Consider the following 14,802-nt stretch of genomic DNA (forward strand, 5'->3'; position numbering starts at 1 on the left):
GGCCACGGTGTCGCCGGTCGCGCCGGGTGCGGGCACCCCCACCGGCACCGTCACCTTCGTCATCACCGGTGGTCCCACGCTCACCGGCACGCTCTCGGGCGGTACGGCCAGCGTCACCACCAGCGCACTCACCGTCGGTACGCACACGGTCACCGCGACCTACAGCGGTGACGCCAACTTCACCGGTTCCAGTGGGACGGACACCCAGACGGTCGTTCAGGCGTTGACCACGACGTCGGTCACGTCGTCCCCGGATCCGTCCGTGGTGGGGCAGACGGTCAGCTTCACGGCCACGGTTGCGCCGGTTGCGCCGGGTGCGGGTACTCCCACCGGCACCGTCACCTTCCTCGCCACCGACGGGCTCACCACGGTGACGCTCACCGGGACGCTCAGCGGCGGCACTGTCACCGTGAGCACCAACGGGCTGGTGACCGCGGGCACTTACCTGGTCACCGCGACGTACAGCGGTGACGCCAACTTCGTCAGTTCCGTCGGAACGGACACCCAGACGGTGGGGCAGGCGGCCACGACCACCTCGGTGACGTCGTCGCCCGACCCGTCCGTGGTGGGACAGCCGGTGACCTTCACCGCGACCGTCGCGCCGGTCGCGCCGGGCGCGGGCACCCCCACCGGCGTGGTCGTCTTCGCCATCAGCGGTGGTCCGACGCTGACCGGCACCCTCTCCGGGGGTACGGCGAGCGTGACGACCAGTGCGCTCACCGCCGGTTCGCACACCGTCACCGCGACGTACGGCGGTGATGCCAACTTCGCGACATCGAGCGGCGCCGACACCCAGACGGTGAACCAGGCGTCGACCACGACCGCGGTGACCACGTCGCCGGATCCGTCCGTGGTGGGCCAGTCGGTGACCTTCACCGCCACGGTCTCGCCGGTCGCGCCGGGTGCGGGCACCCCCACCGGCACCGTGACGTTCGTCGCCACCGACGGGGTGACCACGGTGACCCTCACCGGGACCCTCAGCGGCGGCTCCACCAGCGTCAGCACCAACGGGCTGGTGACCGCGGGCACTTACCTCGTCACCGCGACCTACGCCGGCGACGCCAACTTCACCGGGTCCAGCGGTACGGACACCCAGACCGTGGGTCAGGCGGCCACCACCACCTCGGTGACCTCGGCGCCGGACCCGTCCGTGAGCGGGCAGCCGGTGACCTTCACCGCGACCGTCTCGCCGGTCGCGCCGGGCGCGGGCACTCCTACCGGTACGGTCACCTTCGCCATCAGCGGTGGCCCGACCCTGACCGCCACCCTCTCCGGGGGTACGGCAAGCGTCACCACCGGGCTCGCCGCCGGATCCCACACCGTCACCGCGACCTACAGCGGTGACGGCAGCTTCACGGGCTCCAGCGGGACGGACACCCAGACGGTGATCCAGGCGCTGACCACGACCTCGGTCAGCTCGTCGCCCGACCCGTCCGTGGTGGGACAGACGGTGACCTTCACCGCCAATGTCTCGCCGGTCGCACCGGGCGCGGGCACTCCCACCGGCACGGTCGTCTTCCTCGCGACCGACGGGCTCACCACGGTGACCCTCACCGGGACCCTCAGTGGCGGCTCCGTCAGCGTCAGCACCAACGGGCTGGTGACCGCGGGCACTTACCTGGTCACCGCGACGTACAGCGGTGACGCCAACTTCGTCGGTTCCGCCGGTACGGACACCCAGACCGTGAGCCAGGCGTCGACCACCACCTCGGTGACCTCGTCGCCCGACCCGTCCGTGGTCGGACAGCCGGTGACCTTCACGGCCACCGTGGCGCCGGTCGCGCCGGGTGCCGGGACACCGACCGGCGTCGTCACGTTCGTCATCACCGGTGGTCCCACGCTCATCGGCACGCTCTCGGGCGGTACGGCGAGCGTCACCACCAACGTACTCGCCGCCGGTTCGCACACGGTCACCGCGACCTACAGCGGTGATGCCNTTCGCACACGGTCACCGCGACCTACAGCGGTGATGCCAGCTTCACCGGTTCCAGTGGGACCGACACCCAGACGGTGAACCAGGCGTCGACCACGACCTCGGTCACCACGGTGCCGGATCCGTCCCTGGTGGGGCAGCTGGTGACCTTCACGGCCACTGTCGCGCCGGTCTCGCCCGGTGCGGGAATTCCCACCGGCACGGTGACGTTCGTCGCCACCAACGGGGACACCACGGTGACTCTCACCGGGACCGTCGTGGCCGGGTCTGCCGTCGTCAGCACCAACGGGCTGGTGACCGCGGGCAGTTACCTCGTCACCGCGACCTACAGCGGTGACGCCAACTTCACCGGCTCCAGCGGGACGGACACCCAGACCGTGGGCCAGGCGTCGACCACCACCTCGGTGATCTCGTCGCCCGACCCGTCCGTGGTCGGACAGCCGGTGACCTTCACGGCCATCGTCGCGCCGGTCGCGCCGGGCGCGGGTACTCCCACCGGCACGGTCACCTTCGTCATCACCGGTGGCCCGACGCTGACCGCCACCCTCTCCGGGGGTACGGCGAGCGTCACCACCAGTGCACTCACCGCCGGTACGCACACGGTCACCGCGACCTACAGCGGTGACCCCAGCTTCACCGGATCGAGCGGGACGGACACCCAGACGGTGACCCAGGCGTTGACCACCACCTCGGTGACCACGGCGCCGGACCCGTCCGTGGTGGGGCAGACGGTCAGCTTCACAGCCACGGTTGCGCCGGTCGCGCCGGGCGCGGGTACGCCGACCGGCACCGTGACCTTCCTCGCCACCGACGGGCTCACCACGGTGACCCTCACCGGGACGCTCAGCGGCGGCACTGTCACCGTGAGCACCAACGGGCTGGTGACCGCGGGCGCTTACGTCGTCACCGCGACGTACGGAGGCGATGCCAACTTCGTCGGATCCGTCGGGACGGACACCCAGACCGTGGGGCAGGCGGCCACGACCACCTCGGTGGTTTCGGCGCCGGACCCGTCCGTGAGCGGTGAGCCGGTGACCTTCACCGCGACCGTCTCGCCGGTCGCGCCGGGCGCGGGTACCCCCACCGGCGTGGTCGTCTTCGCCATCAGCGGTGGCCCGACCCTGACCGCCACCCTCTCCGGGGGGACGGCAAGCGTCACCACCGGGCTGGACGCCGGATCCCACACCGTCACCGCGACCTACAGTGGCGACGCCAACTACACCGCGTCCAGCGGGACCGACAGCCAGACGGTGAACCAGGCGTCGACCACCACCTCGGTGGCCTCGTCGCCCGACCCGTCCGTCTTCGGACAGCCGGTCACCTTCACCGCCACGGTCGCCCCGGTCTCACCCGGAGCCGGCACCGTGACCGGCACGGTGACCTTCGTCATCAGCGGTGGTGGGGGCGGCGCGTTTACCGCCACCGTCGTCGGGGGTACGGCGAGCGTCACCACCAACTCCCTTGACGTCGGTACGCACACCGTCACCGCGACCTACAGCGGTGATGCCAACTTCACCGGTTCCACCGGTACGGACACCCAGACGGTGAACCAGGCGTCGACCATCACCACGGTCACCTCGTTCCCCGACCCGTCCGTCTCCGGAGGCACGGTCGCGTTCGTCGCCTTCGTGGCGGCGCTGGCGCCCGGAGCGGGCATTCCGACCGGCACGGTCGCCTTCACGATCACCGATGGCGTGACCACCGTGAACCTGACCGGAACCCTGGACATCGCCGGTGTCGCCGCCGTGAGCACCCCGCTGGTCACGCCCGGGCTCTACAACGTCACGGCGGTCTACGCCGGTGACGCGAACTTCACCACCTCCACCGACACCGACACCCAGACCGTCATCTGACCCTCCACTCCGACCCACCACACAGCGCCGGGCCGTCCCCTTGGGGCGGCCCGGCGTCCGCATGCGCCCGCACGGACCGGCCACCTCCGGTCCTGCGAACGCCCTACCGGCCTTCCGGCACCGCCGCCTTTGGCTCATGCGCCGTTGCCCCCGGCGCCTCCCCGAACCGGGCCAGTACGAGAGCGCCCACCACCGCGAGCGCGAAGCCGGCGACGGCCAGCGGGGTCAGGCCCTCGCGCGTACGGTCGCCGAGCCAGGCGACGCCGACCAGGGCCGGGCCGACGGTCTCACCGATCACCATGCCCGCGGTGGCGGCGGTGACCGAACCGCGCTGGAAGGCGGTGGTCAGCAGCAGGAACGCCGCGCCGCCGCCGATCAGCAGGGCGTAGACGGCGGGGTTGGTGAGCAGGGCGGGCAGCGTGAAGTCGTCGATGAGACGGACGGCGACCTCCACCACACCGAAGCCGAAACCGGCGCCCAGCCCGAGGGCCGCCGCACGGGCCCGGTCCGGGAGCCGGCCGGCCAGCGCGCCGGAGGCGAGCACCGCGACCGCGAACACCAGCACCGCGATCCGCAGACCGGGCGTACCCCGCAGATGCCCCTCCGCGCCGGACGCCAGCGCCAGCATCGCCAGACCCCCGCAGACCACGGCCACCGCGAGCCATTCACCTCGGCTGAGCCGGGTGTGCAGCACCGGCGCCGCGACCACCGCCGTGACCGCCAGGGTGGCCGCGAGCGCCGCCCCGACCGTGTAGATCGGCAGTGCCCGCAGCGCCGCCAGCTCCAGTACGAACCCCAGGCCGTCCAGGAGCAGTCCGAGCAGATACCGCCACTGGGTGAGCACCCGCAGCAGCAGCCGGGGGTCGACACCGGAGCCGGTGCCGGGAGCGGTGTCCTGTGCGGCCATGGCCTGTAGGACGGAGGCGGTGCCGAAGCACAACGCGGAGCCAAGTGCACAGACCATGCCAAGGACCATGAACCGACTGTAGGGGGTGGAGTCGGGTACCGGGCAGGCCCGTAACCGGGGAGCGGGAGGCCGCCGTCTAGGCTGGCCCCCGCTCAAACAGATGTCCATTGCCGCATCCACGGGGGAAGCTAAGAAATGGCCGAGAAAGCACGCCGACGACTGCGGTCGAGCACGGTGATCCTGGGCGGTATGGGCGCCCTGGCCGCCGCGCTGACCTCCTGCGGCTCCGAGCCCGACAAGCGCTGTGTGGACCGCAACAGCTACGACACCGTCAAGGGCTACCGCATCGTCGACTCCAAGAACTGCTCGGCGGGCGGCAGTTCGTCCTCCGGCAGCAGCGGTAGCAGCACCGGCAGCGGCGGATACGGCAAGAGCGGCCGCGGCACCGGCAAGCAGTCCGTCGACGGCCAGTGGTACTACGACCCGTCCAGCGCCGGCGGCAAGTACGCCGACAGCGGCACCTTCAGCAAGAGCACGGCGGTCAACCGCGGCGGCTTCGGCTGCTCGGGCTCGCACGGCCGCTACGGCTCCGGCGGCGGGTGACGGGCGCCGTATGGAACGCCACACCATCGAGCCCCGGCCCGGCTGGCAGCAGACCGTCGAGGCACAGGGCCTGATCTACCCGCTGACCCGCTACCCGGACGACTCGCTGCGCCCGTACTGGGACGAGAGCGCGTACTACGCGTTCACCCTCCCCGAGGTCGAGGCCCTGGAGGAGGTCGTCGAGGAGCTGCACGGCATGTGCCTGGCCGCGGCCGCGCACATCGTCGAACACAGCCGCTTCGCCGACCTCGGCATCGAGGACCCCCGGCTGGCGCAGCTGATCGCCGAGTCCTGGCGCCGGCGCGCCGAACTCCCCTCCCTCTACGGGCGGTTCGATCTGCACTACGACGGCAGCGGCCCGGCCAAGATGCTGGAGTACAACGCCGATACGCCGACCTCGCTGGTCGAGGCCGCGAGTCCGCAGTGGTTCTGGCTGGAGGACCGCTTTCCCGGCGCCGACCAGTGGAACTCGCTGCACGAGCGGCTGGTGGCGGCCTGGAAGCGGCAGGCCCCGCTGCTGCCGCCCGGCGCGCCGCTGCACTTCGCGCACTCCGCGGGCGACGAGCTCGGCGAGGACCTGATGACCGTCGCCTATCTGGAGGAGACGGCGCAGCAGGCGGGCCTGGAGACGGTCGCCCTCCCGGTGGAGGACATCGGCTGGGACCGGCTCTCGGGCCGCTTCGTCGACCAGCGGCTGCGCTTCATACGGGCCTGCTTCAAGCTCTACCCGTGGGAGTGGCTGGCCACCGACGACTTCGGCCCGTACGTCCTGGACACCCTCGACAACGGCGGCGGCACCGGCTCCACCCTCTGGATCGAACCGGCCTGGAAGATGCTGCTCTCCAACAAAGCGCTGCTGGCGGTCCTCTGGGAGCTCTACCCCGGCCATCCCAATCTGCTGCCCGCCTATCTCGACGGGCCGCGCGAGCTGGCGCACACCCGCGGTTACGCCGCCAAGCCGCTGCTCGGCCGGGAGGGCGCCGGCGTCACCCTGCACGAGCCGGGGGCCGAGCCGGTGCTGCGCGGGCCCGACGACCCGTGCTGCTACCAGGAGCTGGCGCCGCTGCCGGACTTCGACGGCAATCGTGTGGTGCTCGGCGCCTGGGTCGTCGAGGACGAGGCGGCGGGGCTCGGCATCCGGGAGTCGGCGGGACCGGTCACCGACGAGTACGCGCGCTTCCTGCCGCATGTGATCCGCTGAGGGCGCCCCGTCCGCCGGGAGCCGACGCGCCCCGCCCACCGGGCCGGGGCGCAGCGAGCGGCCGGGACTTCCTCGCCCGCCGGCCACCCGCTGCACGCCTGAAGGCGCCGCGACGACAGGGCCTAAGCCCCCAGTACGTCCCGCAACTGGCCCAGCCCCCAGTCCAGGTCCTCCTTGCTGATCACCAGCGGCGGCGCGAGGCGGATCGTCTGGCCATGGGTGTCCTTGACCAGCACCCCGCGCGCCATCAGCTGCTCGGACACCGCCCGGCCCGTACCGCGCGACGGGTTGATGTCCACACCCGCCCACAGTCCGCGCCCGCGCACCGCGTCGACCGCGTCGCCGGCCGCCAGCAGCGCCAGCTCGCCGTGCAGATGCTCGCCCAACTCCGTTGCCCGCTGCTGGAATTCGCCGGTCCGCAGCATCGCGATGACCTCCAGCGCCACCGCGCAGGCGAGCGGGTTCCCGCCGAACGTCGAGCCGTGCTCGCCCGGCGCGTACACGCCCAGCACCTCGCGGGAGGACACCACCGCCGACACCGGCACCACACCGCCGCCCAGCGCCTTGCCCAGCACATACATATCGGGCACCACGCCCTCGTGCTCGCAGGCGAAGGTCCGGCCGGTGCGGCCCAGCCCGGACTGGATCTCATCGGCGATGAACAGCACGTTCCGGCTGCGGGTCAGCTCCCGTACGCCCGCCAGATAGCCGGGCGGCGGCACCAGCACGCCCGCCTCGCCCTGGATCGGCTCCAGCAGCACCGCGACGGTGTTCTCGTCGACGGCCGCCTCCATCGCCGCGAGATCGCCGTACGGCACGATCTCGAAGCCGGGGGTGTAGGGGCCGAAGTCGGCGCGCGCCTCGGGGTCCGTGGAGAAGGAGACGATGGTGGTCGTCCGGCCGTGGAAGTTGTTGTCCGCGACGATGATCTTTGCCTGGCCGTCCGGGACGCCCTTGACCTTGTAGCCCCACTTACGGGCCGTCTTCACCGCTGTCTCGACCGCCTCGGCGCCGGTGTTCATCGGCAGTACCAGCTCCATCCCGCAGAGCGTGGCCAGCTGCGTACAGAAGTCGGCGAACCGGTCGTGGTGGAAGGCGCGCGAGGTGAGGGTGACCCGCTCCAGCTGCGCCTTGGCGGCGTCGAGCAGCCGGCGGTTGCCGTGCCCGAAGTTCAGCGCGGAGTACCCGGCGAGCATGTCCAGATAGCGCCGGCCCTCCACATCGGTCATCCAGGCACCCTCCGCGGTGGCCACGACGACGGGAAGCGGATGGTAGTTGTGCGCGCTGTGGGCTTCGGCGGCGGCGATGCTGATGTCCGTGGTCGTCACCGGTGACTCCGTTCCGTGAGGCCGTAGGGGCACATAACACCGATGCGCCCCCTTCCATTGTTGCGCCGACCAGGGGAGGAGCTGCGGACCGGCGGACCGGCCTCGGCCCTGATCCGGCGGACAGGCTCTAGACTCTGCGATGCGTACCGCGACTGGCGCGCGGGGAGTGAACCCCGAGGGAGCGGTGTGCGGCCACCTTCCTCAGGTGGCGCCACGAGGTGCCGCCCGCCTGGGCACCCGGGGAACACGACCGGACCACCGATCGACCGCCCCGGAGGACGCCATGACGATTCCCGCACCCGTCTCCCATCCCGCGCTGAGCGCCGCCGACCCCGAACTCGCCGCTCTGGTCGGCGCCGAGGAGCAGCTCCAGGCCGACACGCTGCGACTGATCCCCAGCGAGAACTACGTCTCGGCGGCCGTCCTGGAAGCCACCGGCACCGTCCTTCAGAACAAGTACAGCGAGGGGTACGCGGGCCGTCGCTACTACGAAGGCCAGCAGAACATCGACCGCGTCGAGACGCTGGCCGTCGAGCGCGCCAAGGCCGTCTTCGGCGTCGAGCACGCCAACGTCCAGCCGTACTCCGGCTCGCCGGCCAACCTCGCCGTCTACCTCGCCTTCGCCGAGCCCGGCGACACCGTCCTCGGGATGGCGCTGCCGATGGGCGGCCATCTCACCCACGGCTGGGGGGTCTCGGCGACCGGCAGCTGGTTCCGCGGCGTCCAGTACGGCGTACGGGCCGACAACGCGCTCATCGACTTCGACCAGGTACGCGACCTCGCCCGCAAGGAACGCCCGAAGATCATCTTCTGTGGCGGTACGGCCGTCCCGCGCACCATCGACTTCGCCGCCTTCGGCGAGATCGCCCGCGAGGTCGACGCCGTACTCGTCGCCGACATCGCCCATATCGCCGGTCTGATCGCGGGCGGCGCCCACCCCTCCCCCGTACCGCACGCCGATGTCATCTCCACCACCACCCACAAGACCCTGCGCGGCCCCCGTGGCGCGATGCTGATGTCCCGGACGAGCCACGCCAAGGCCATCGACAAGGCCGTCTTCCCCGGCCTGCAGGGCGGCCCGCACAACCACACCACCGCCGCCATCGCGGTCGCCCTGCGCGAGGCGGCCGCCCCGTCCTTCCGGGAGTACGCGCACGCCGTCGTCGCCAACGCCCGGGCGCTCGCCGAAGCGCTGCTGGCCCGCGGCTTCGACCTGGTGTCCGGCGGCACCGACAACCACCTGGTGCTGATCGACCTCACCTCGAAGGACGTCCCGGGCAAGGTCGCCGCGAAGGCGCTGGACCGGGCCGGCATCGTCGTCAACTACAACACCGTCCCCTTCGACCCGCGTAAGCCCTTCGACCCGTCCGGTATCCGCATCGGCACCCCGTCCCTCACCTCCCGCGGGCTGGGTACGGACCGGATGGCGCAGGTCGCCGAGTGGATCGACCGCGGCGTGGCGGCCGCGGCCAAGGGCGACGAGGAGACGCTGGCGGCGATCCGTACGGAGGTGGCCGAGCTGATGGCGGCATATCCGGCACCGGGCCTGCCCATCGGGGCCTGAGCCACGGGAATACCCCCCGGTAACCCCCGCGTTGAGGCCCCGAAGGGGGCCTTCGCACCCCTTACGGGATGTGTTCGGCCACCCCCCTAGGGGCCTCCACGCCGGGGGAGCACGCGTGACCTGAGACAATCGTTGCCATGGCTCTCGAACGCCCACCCGTCGCCCACCACCACCCTCAGGGGAATGGCTCCGCCATGCAGCGTCCTCCGCGTGTGCTCTCCGGCATTCAGCCCACGGCCGGCTCCTTCCACCTCGGCAATTACCTCGGTGCGGTGCGCCAGTGGGTGGCGCTTCAGGAGTCCCACGACGCCTTCTACATGGTGGTCGACCTGCATGCGATCACCGTCCCGCAGGACCCGGAGCAGCTGCGGCGCAACACCCGCGTCTCCGTCGCCCAGCTGCTGGCCGCCGGCCTCGACCCGGAGCGCTGCACGCTCTTCGTGCAGAGCCATGTGCCCGAGCACGCCCAGCTCGGCTGGGTCATGAACTGCGTCACCGGCTTCGGCGAGGCGTCCCGGATGACCCAGTTCAAGGACAAGGCGGCGAAGCAGGGCCAGGACCGTACGACGGTCGGCCTGTTCACCTACCCCGTGCTGATGGTCGCCGACATCCTGCTCTACCAGGCCGACCAGGTCCCGGTCGGCGAGGACCAGCGCCAGCATCTGGAGCTGACCCGCGATCTCGCGGACCGCTTCAACACCCGCTTCGGCGACACCTTCACGATCCCGAACCCGTACATCGTCAAGGAGACGGCGAAGATCTTCGATCTTCAGGACCCGTCGATCAAGATGAGCAAGTCGGCGTCCTCGCCCAAGGGCATCATCGATCTGCTCGACGACCCGAAGGTCACCGCGAAGAAGGTCAAGAGCGCGGTGACGGACACCGACACCGTCATCCGCTTCGACCGCGAGGCCAAGCCGGGCGTCAGCAATCTCCTGACGATCCTCTCCACGCTCACCGGCACGCCCGTCCCGGATCTGGTGCAGTCCTACGAGGGCAAGATGTACGGAGCTCTCAAGACCGACCTCGCACAGGTGATGGTCGATTTCGTCACACCGTTCCGGGACCGTACGCAGGAATATCTGGACGACCCCGAGACGCTGGACGCCATCCTGGCCAAGGGTGCGGAGAAGGCCCGTGCGGTCGCCGCCGAGACCCTCGCCACCACGTATGACCGGCTCGGATTGCTGCCGGCCAAGCACTGACGGGACCGTCCGCGCGGCGGGCCACGGCCGGCCGCACGGTCCGCGAAGGGCCCGGGCTCCCCACCCGTGGGGGCCCGTGGGCCTGCTCGTAACAGGACCGAGGACGCTCCCCGCGAAGGGCGCGCACCCGGCACACTAAGAGGGTGCGCGAGCGCGCCGCACACACGTCAGGAGGGAGAACGCAGTGGGGACCGTAACGCTGGGCGTTTCGATCGCGGTCCCGGAGCCTTACGGAAGCTTCCTCCAGAGGAAGCGCGAGGGCTTCGGGGACCCTGCCGCACACGGCATCCCCACGCACATCACCCTCCTCCCGCCGACGGAGGTCCACGCCGACGCGCTGCCCGGCGTCGAACGGCACCTCGCCGAGGTCGCGGCCGCCTGCCGCCCCTTCCCGCTCCGCCTGGAAGGCACCGACACCTTCCGCCCGCTCTCCCCGGTCGTCTTCGTCAAGGTCACCGAGGGCGAGGCGGGCTGCACCGCCCTCCAGGCCCGGGTCCGCGCCGCCTCCGGCCCCTGCGCCCGCGATCTTCAGTTCCCGTACCACCCGCATGTCACGATCGCCCACGGCATCGCCGAGGACGCCATGGACCGCGCCGAGACCGAGCTCAGGGACTTCTCCGCGACCTGGACGATCGGCGGCTTCGCCCTGTACGAGCAGGGCGCGGACGCGGTGTGGCGCCTGGAGCGCGAGTACCCCTTCGGCCCCCGGACGGCGAGCGTCCCGCGCCAGGCCGCGGATCTCTCCCGGCCGCCGGCGCCCTCCTGCTAGCCGACGGCCGGGCCGACGGCCGGGCCTGTGGCCGCGCTTCGCGGGTACACGGAAGCTAGTGTTCCGGATCACCGGGATACCGGCCGCGACCGCATCGGCGCGGAACGGCCGTACGGCGACTGGGGCACGAGGGGAACGCCATGGACTGGCTGAGCAGGCTGCCGGTGATCGGACCGGCCGTCACCTGGCTGATGACCACACACCTCTGGCGCGCCTACGAACGCATGCTCCGCGTGCACTGGACCAGGCTCGCCGCCGCGATCACCTTCACCAGCTTCATCGCCCTCTTCCCGCTGCTCACCGTCGGCGCCGCGATCGGCGCCCTGCTGCTCAGCGACAGCCAGCTGCACAAGCTGCAGGGCAAGTTCGCCGAACAGATCCCCGGCATCGCCGGGCAGCTCGACCTCGCCGGGCTCGTCAACAACGCCACCACGGTCGGCCTGGTCGCCGGTGCCGTGCTGCTGTTCACCGGCATCGGCTGGGTCCAGTCGCTGCGCGACTGTCTGCGCGCCGTATGGGAGAAGGGCGACGAGGACGTCAACTTCTTCGTCGGCAAGCTCCGGGACGGCGCCATGCTGCTCGGACTCGGCGGCGTGGCCCTGCTCTCGCTCGCCTGCTCGGCCTTCGCGTCCGCGGCGGTGGGCAAGGTCGCCGACGCGATCGGCCTGCCGGAGGGCGGTATCGGCAGCATCCTGCTGTCGGTCGCCGGCTTCTGTATCGCCGTCCTCGCGGACTTCCTGCTGCTCGGCTACGTCCTGACCAGGCTCCCCGGCGTCCACCCGCCGCGGCGCGCCGTCGTCGTCGCCGGCCTCCTCGGCGCGATCGGCTTCGAAGTGCTGAAGCTGCTGCTCAGCGGCTATCTCCAGCGGGTCGCCGCACGCAGCATGTACGGCGCCTTCGGCACCCCGATCGCGCTGCTGCTGTGGATCAACTTCACGGTGAAGCTGCTGGTGTACTGCGCTTCGTGGACGGCCACGACGGGGGAGCGGAACGGGGCGGGGGGAGAGGAACTCAAGGTGGCGGAGGGGCCGGACGGAGCGGAGGGGCCGGACGGAGGCGGGGGACGGGACGGAGCCGAGGGACCGGACGGAGCCGAGGGGCGGCAGCGGCCGGACGGGCGGGAGCGGCCGGAGGGACGGGAGCGGCCGGAGGGGGCGTAACCGCCGCCCGCCCCCGCACCCCGCCACCCCGTCCGGCTCCGGCTCACCTACGGCTCCGGCTCACCTACTGGGCCGCCTCACTTGCGGGCCCGCCTCACTTACGAGGCCGACGGCCCCGTACCAACTCCGGCAGCGGCCAGCGGCGGTGCACGGCCATCGCCACGACGCCCAGCAGCACCAGCGCGCCGCCGGCGATCCCCAGCGTGGTCCAGGCGCCGGCCGAGCTGTCGGTGCTGTCCAGCGCGGCCTGGGTGTTCCCGTGACCGTTCTTGCCGCCGCCCTTGGCGGCGCCGGTGCCGTCGTCCTCGCTCCTGGGCCCGACCAGCCGGCCCACCGGCTCCACCTTGTCGGCCGCCGCGAAGCCCCAGTCCAGGAGCTTGGCGGCCTCCTTGTAGGCCTCGTTGTGCTCCTTCTTCTCCGGGTTCATGACCGTGACGAGAAGCTTGCGGTCACCGCGCTGGGCGACACCGGTGAAGGTCGACCCGGCGTTGGTGGTCGAGCCGTTCTTCACCCCCGCGATGCCCGGGTACGGCTTGATGTCGTAATCACCGCTCAGCAGCCGGTTGGTGTTCTGGATGCCGAACGTCGCCCGCTTGCCGTCCTTGCCCTTGTCGCCGGGGAACTGCGCACTGGCCGTCGAGCAGTACTCGCGGAAGTCGGCGTTCTGCAGCCCCGACCGGGCGAACAGGCTCAGGTCGTACGCGCTGGAGACCTGGCCCGGCGCGTCGTAGCCGTCCGGCGTCACGACATGGGTGTCGTTGGCGTTCAGCTCCTTGGCGTGCTTCTGCATCTCGGCGACCGTCGCCTCCGTGCCGCCGTTCATCGCCGAGAGGGTGTGCACCGCGTCATTGCCGGAGCGCAGGAACACGCCGAGCCAGAGATCGTGGACCGTATAGGTCAGGTTCTCCTTTATCCCGACGAGGCTGCTGCCGGCGCCCATCCCCGCCAGGTCGGCCGGCTTGACCGTGTACTTCTGGTTCTTGGGGAACTTCGGCATCACCGTGTCGGCGAACAGCATCTTCAGCGTGCTGGCCGGCGCGAGCTTCCAGTGCGGGTTCTTGGCGGCCAGCACCTTGCCGGACGCGGCATCGGAGACGATCCACGAACGGGCCGTCAGCGCATCCGGCCCCGGCAGCTTCGGCGCGCCGGGCTTCGGCGTCACCTGGACACCGGGTGTGCCCAGCCGGTCCCCGCCGATCTGCGACATCTTGCGGGGCGGCGCGGGAGTCTTCGGATCGGCGTACGCGGTGCCGGCCAGCAGCGGGGTCGCCAGCAGCCCGGAGGCGGCCAGCGCGGCGACGGAGCGCACGGGGAAGCCGTTACGCGCCGTGCGCCCGGCATTGCCGGCAGCGCCCGAAGCGAGGGCAGTGGTGGCGGTCGTGGCAGCGGACGGATCGGTGGAAGCCGTGGAAGCACAGAAGGTCGTCGGCACGTCGCTGAACGTACCCGGCTTTGCCCCCGCCGCCGACAGCACCCCACGGAAGAGTGCCCCTGCCGACCGCCGGATGGAGCCGCTGCCCATACTGGAACTCATGAAGCTCTCTCGCCCCGTGTCCTGGTTCCTGCTCGCCTTCGGGGTGTGGAGCTGGTTCATCTGGATCACTTTCGTCAAAAACCTCTGGAAGGACGGGAGCGGTCTCGCCTTCGACGACGCGGGTGACCCGACCGCCTACTTCTGGGTCCATCTGCTGCTCGCGGTGGCTTCCTTTCTTTTGGGGACGGCGATTGGGGTGATCGGGTTCCGCGGCGTACGGGCCCTGCGCCGCGCGGCCGCGTCGGAGAAGCCGGCCGACTCCTCCTCCGCTTCCTGAACCCCGGGCACGGGGAGACGACGCCGTGATCTTCGCCCTGGTCGTGGTCCCGGTCCTCGGACTGTTCTTCGGCGTGCACCGCTACCTGTGGTGCCGGCTCGTCCGTGACACGACCACGCCCGGCAGCCGGCCGCGCCGTACGGGCACCGCCGCCGCCTACGTCCTCCCGCTGACCGCCCTCGCCGCGCTGTTCGCCGGCCGCGCCGGTGTCCCCTTCCCCCTCCAACAGGCGCTCGCCTGGCCCGGCTACCTCTGGCTGGCCCTGGTGCTGTATCTCACACTCGCGCTGTTGGCGGGGGAGGCCGTACGGGCGGTGTGGCTCCGCGCCTTCGCCGGCCGGGAGCCGCGCCGGCGGACCCCGTCGACCGCCGTCACCATCCCGTCCCCCACCCCCTCGCCCGACCCTCCGCACGCCCCGTCACCCTCCTCGGCCCCCACCCTCCTCCCGCCCCACACCCCCGCCCTGCC

The 14,802-nt window shown here is 71.4% G+C and carries 12 protein-coding genes, 1 pseudogene and 1 riboswitch; of the genes and pseudogenes, 10 read left to right on the plus strand and 3 right to left on the minus strand.

Features of this window, described 5'->3' with window-relative positions:
• Positions 1–1,936 (plus strand): beta strand repeat-containing protein (locus tag DY245_RS08975; RefSeq protein WP_220377868.1); only part of this gene is annotated, 1,936 nt, incomplete at both ends.
• 140 nt (positions 1,937–2,076) lie between these two features.
• Positions 2,077–3,786, plus strand: coding sequence for a beta strand repeat-containing protein (locus DY245_RS08980; protein WP_244942927.1), 1,710 nt, complete (start codon positions 2,077–2,079; stop codon positions 3,784–3,786).
• A gap of 103 nt (positions 3,787–3,889) precedes the next feature.
• Here DY245_RS08980 and DY245_RS08985 read toward each other — a convergent pair whose 3' ends face one another.
• Positions 3,890–4,762, minus strand: a complete 873-nt coding sequence (locus tag DY245_RS08985) for a hypothetical protein (protein ID WP_244942926.1) — start codon at positions 4,760–4,762, stop codon at positions 3,890–3,892.
• Between the two features lie 126 nt (positions 4,763–4,888).
• Between DY245_RS08985 and DY245_RS08990 the strand changes: the two genes are divergently transcribed.
• Both DY245_RS08990 and DY245_RS08995 read left to right on the plus strand, forming a co-directional pair.
• Positions 4,889–5,296: a hypothetical protein gene (locus DY245_RS08990; protein ID WP_128505356.1), complete on the plus strand. Its 408-nt coding sequence runs from the start codon at positions 4,889–4,891 to the stop codon at positions 5,294–5,296.
• 10 nt (positions 5,297–5,306) lie between these two features.
• A complete protein-coding gene (locus tag DY245_RS08995; RefSeq protein ID WP_128505358.1) occupies positions 5,307–6,497 on the plus strand; it encodes a glutathionylspermidine synthase family protein in 1,191 nt (396 codons plus the stop codon).
• Positions 6,498–6,619: 122 nt separating this feature from the next.
• Here DY245_RS08995 and rocD read toward each other — a convergent pair whose 3' ends face one another.
• On the minus strand, positions 6,620–7,825 hold the full coding sequence (gene rocD, locus DY245_RS09000; protein WP_128505360.1) for an ornithine--oxo-acid transaminase: 1,206 nt from the start codon (positions 7,823–7,825) through the stop codon (positions 6,620–6,622).
• Positions 7,826–7,963: 138 nt separating this feature from the next.
• Positions 7,964–8,067, plus strand: a riboswitch (ZMP/ZTP riboswitch).
• A 41-nt stretch (positions 8,068–8,108) separates the two neighbouring features.
• Between rocD and DY245_RS09005 the strand changes: the two genes are divergently transcribed.
• From DY245_RS09005 to DY245_RS09020, 4 genes are all read left to right on the plus strand, one after another.
• Positions 8,109–9,389 carry a serine hydroxymethyltransferase gene (locus DY245_RS09005; RefSeq protein WP_128505363.1) on the plus strand — a complete coding sequence of 427 codons (1,281 nt, stop codon included), beginning with the start codon at positions 8,109–8,111 and terminating at the stop codon, positions 9,387–9,389.
• Positions 9,390–9,583: 194 nt separating this feature from the next.
• Positions 9,584–10,594, plus strand: a complete 1,011-nt coding sequence (gene trpS, locus DY245_RS09010) for a tryptophan--tRNA ligase (RefSeq protein ID WP_128505377.1) — start codon at positions 9,584–9,586, stop codon at positions 10,592–10,594.
• Between the two features lie 184 nt (positions 10,595–10,778).
• Positions 10,779–11,363: a 2'-5' RNA ligase family protein gene (locus tag DY245_RS09015; protein ID WP_128505365.1), complete on the plus strand. Its 585-nt coding sequence runs from the start codon at positions 10,779–10,781 to the stop codon at positions 11,361–11,363.
• Between the two features lie 140 nt (positions 11,364–11,503).
• Positions 11,504–12,523, plus strand: a complete 1,020-nt coding sequence (locus tag DY245_RS09020; protein WP_128505368.1) for a YihY/virulence factor BrkB family protein — start codon at positions 11,504–11,506, stop codon at positions 12,521–12,523.
• A 94-nt stretch (positions 12,524–12,617) separates the two neighbouring features.
• Here the strand turns inward: DY245_RS09020 and DY245_RS09025 are convergent, their stop codons facing one another.
• Positions 12,618–14,045 carry a D-alanyl-D-alanine carboxypeptidase family protein gene (locus DY245_RS09025; protein ID WP_342354178.1) on the minus strand — a complete coding sequence of 476 codons (1,428 nt, stop codon included), beginning with the start codon at positions 14,043–14,045 and terminating at the stop codon, positions 12,618–12,620.
• Positions 14,046–14,055: 10 nt separating this feature from the next.
• Here DY245_RS09025 and DY245_RS09030 point away from each other — a divergent pair, with 10 nt between their 5' ends.
• Positions 14,056–14,334, plus strand: coding sequence for an SCO4848 family membrane protein (locus DY245_RS09030; protein WP_128505372.1), 279 nt, complete (start codon positions 14,056–14,058; stop codon positions 14,332–14,334).
• A gap of 25 nt (positions 14,335–14,359) precedes the next feature.
• Positions 14,360–14,802, plus strand: a pseudogene (locus DY245_RS09035) (metallophosphoesterase); the annotation flags it as partial.

The sequence above is a fragment of the Streptomyces inhibens genome (assembly GCF_003389455.1).
In the GTDB taxonomy this organism is placed as follows: domain Bacteria; phylum Actinomycetota; class Actinomycetes; order Streptomycetales; family Streptomycetaceae; genus Streptomyces; species Streptomyces inhibens.

Bases quoted from the DNA above. Each gene is read 5' to 3' on its own strand.
- DY245_RS08995 (WP_128505358.1), top strand. From the start codon at position 5,307: ATGGAACGCCACACCATCGAGCCCCGGCCCGGCTGGCAGCAGACCGTC.
- DY245_RS09005 (WP_128505363.1), top strand. From the start codon at position 8,109: ATGACGATTCCCGCACCCGTCTCCCATCCCGCGCTGAGCGCCGCCGAC.
- DY245_RS08985 (WP_244942926.1), bottom strand. From the start codon at position 4,762: ATGGTCCTTGGCATGGTCTGTGCACTTGGCTCCGCGTTGTGCTTCGGC.
- DY245_RS09025 (WP_342354178.1), bottom strand. From the start codon at position 14,045: ATGGGCAGCGGCTCCATCCGGCGGTCGGCAGGGGCACTCTTCCGTGGG.
- DY245_RS09020 (WP_128505368.1), top strand. From the start codon at position 11,504: ATGGACTGGCTGAGCAGGCTGCCGGTGATCGGACCGGCCGTCACCTGG.
- DY245_RS09030 (WP_128505372.1), top strand. From the start codon at position 14,056: ATGAAGCTCTCTCGCCCCGTGTCCTGGTTCCTGCTCGCCTTCGGGGTG.
- DY245_RS08990 (WP_128505356.1), top strand. From the start codon at position 4,889: ATGGCCGAGAAAGCACGCCGACGACTGCGGTCGAGCACGGTGATCCTG.
- trpS (WP_128505377.1), top strand. From the start codon at position 9,584: ATGCAGCGTCCTCCGCGTGTGCTCTCCGGCATTCAGCCCACGGCCGGC.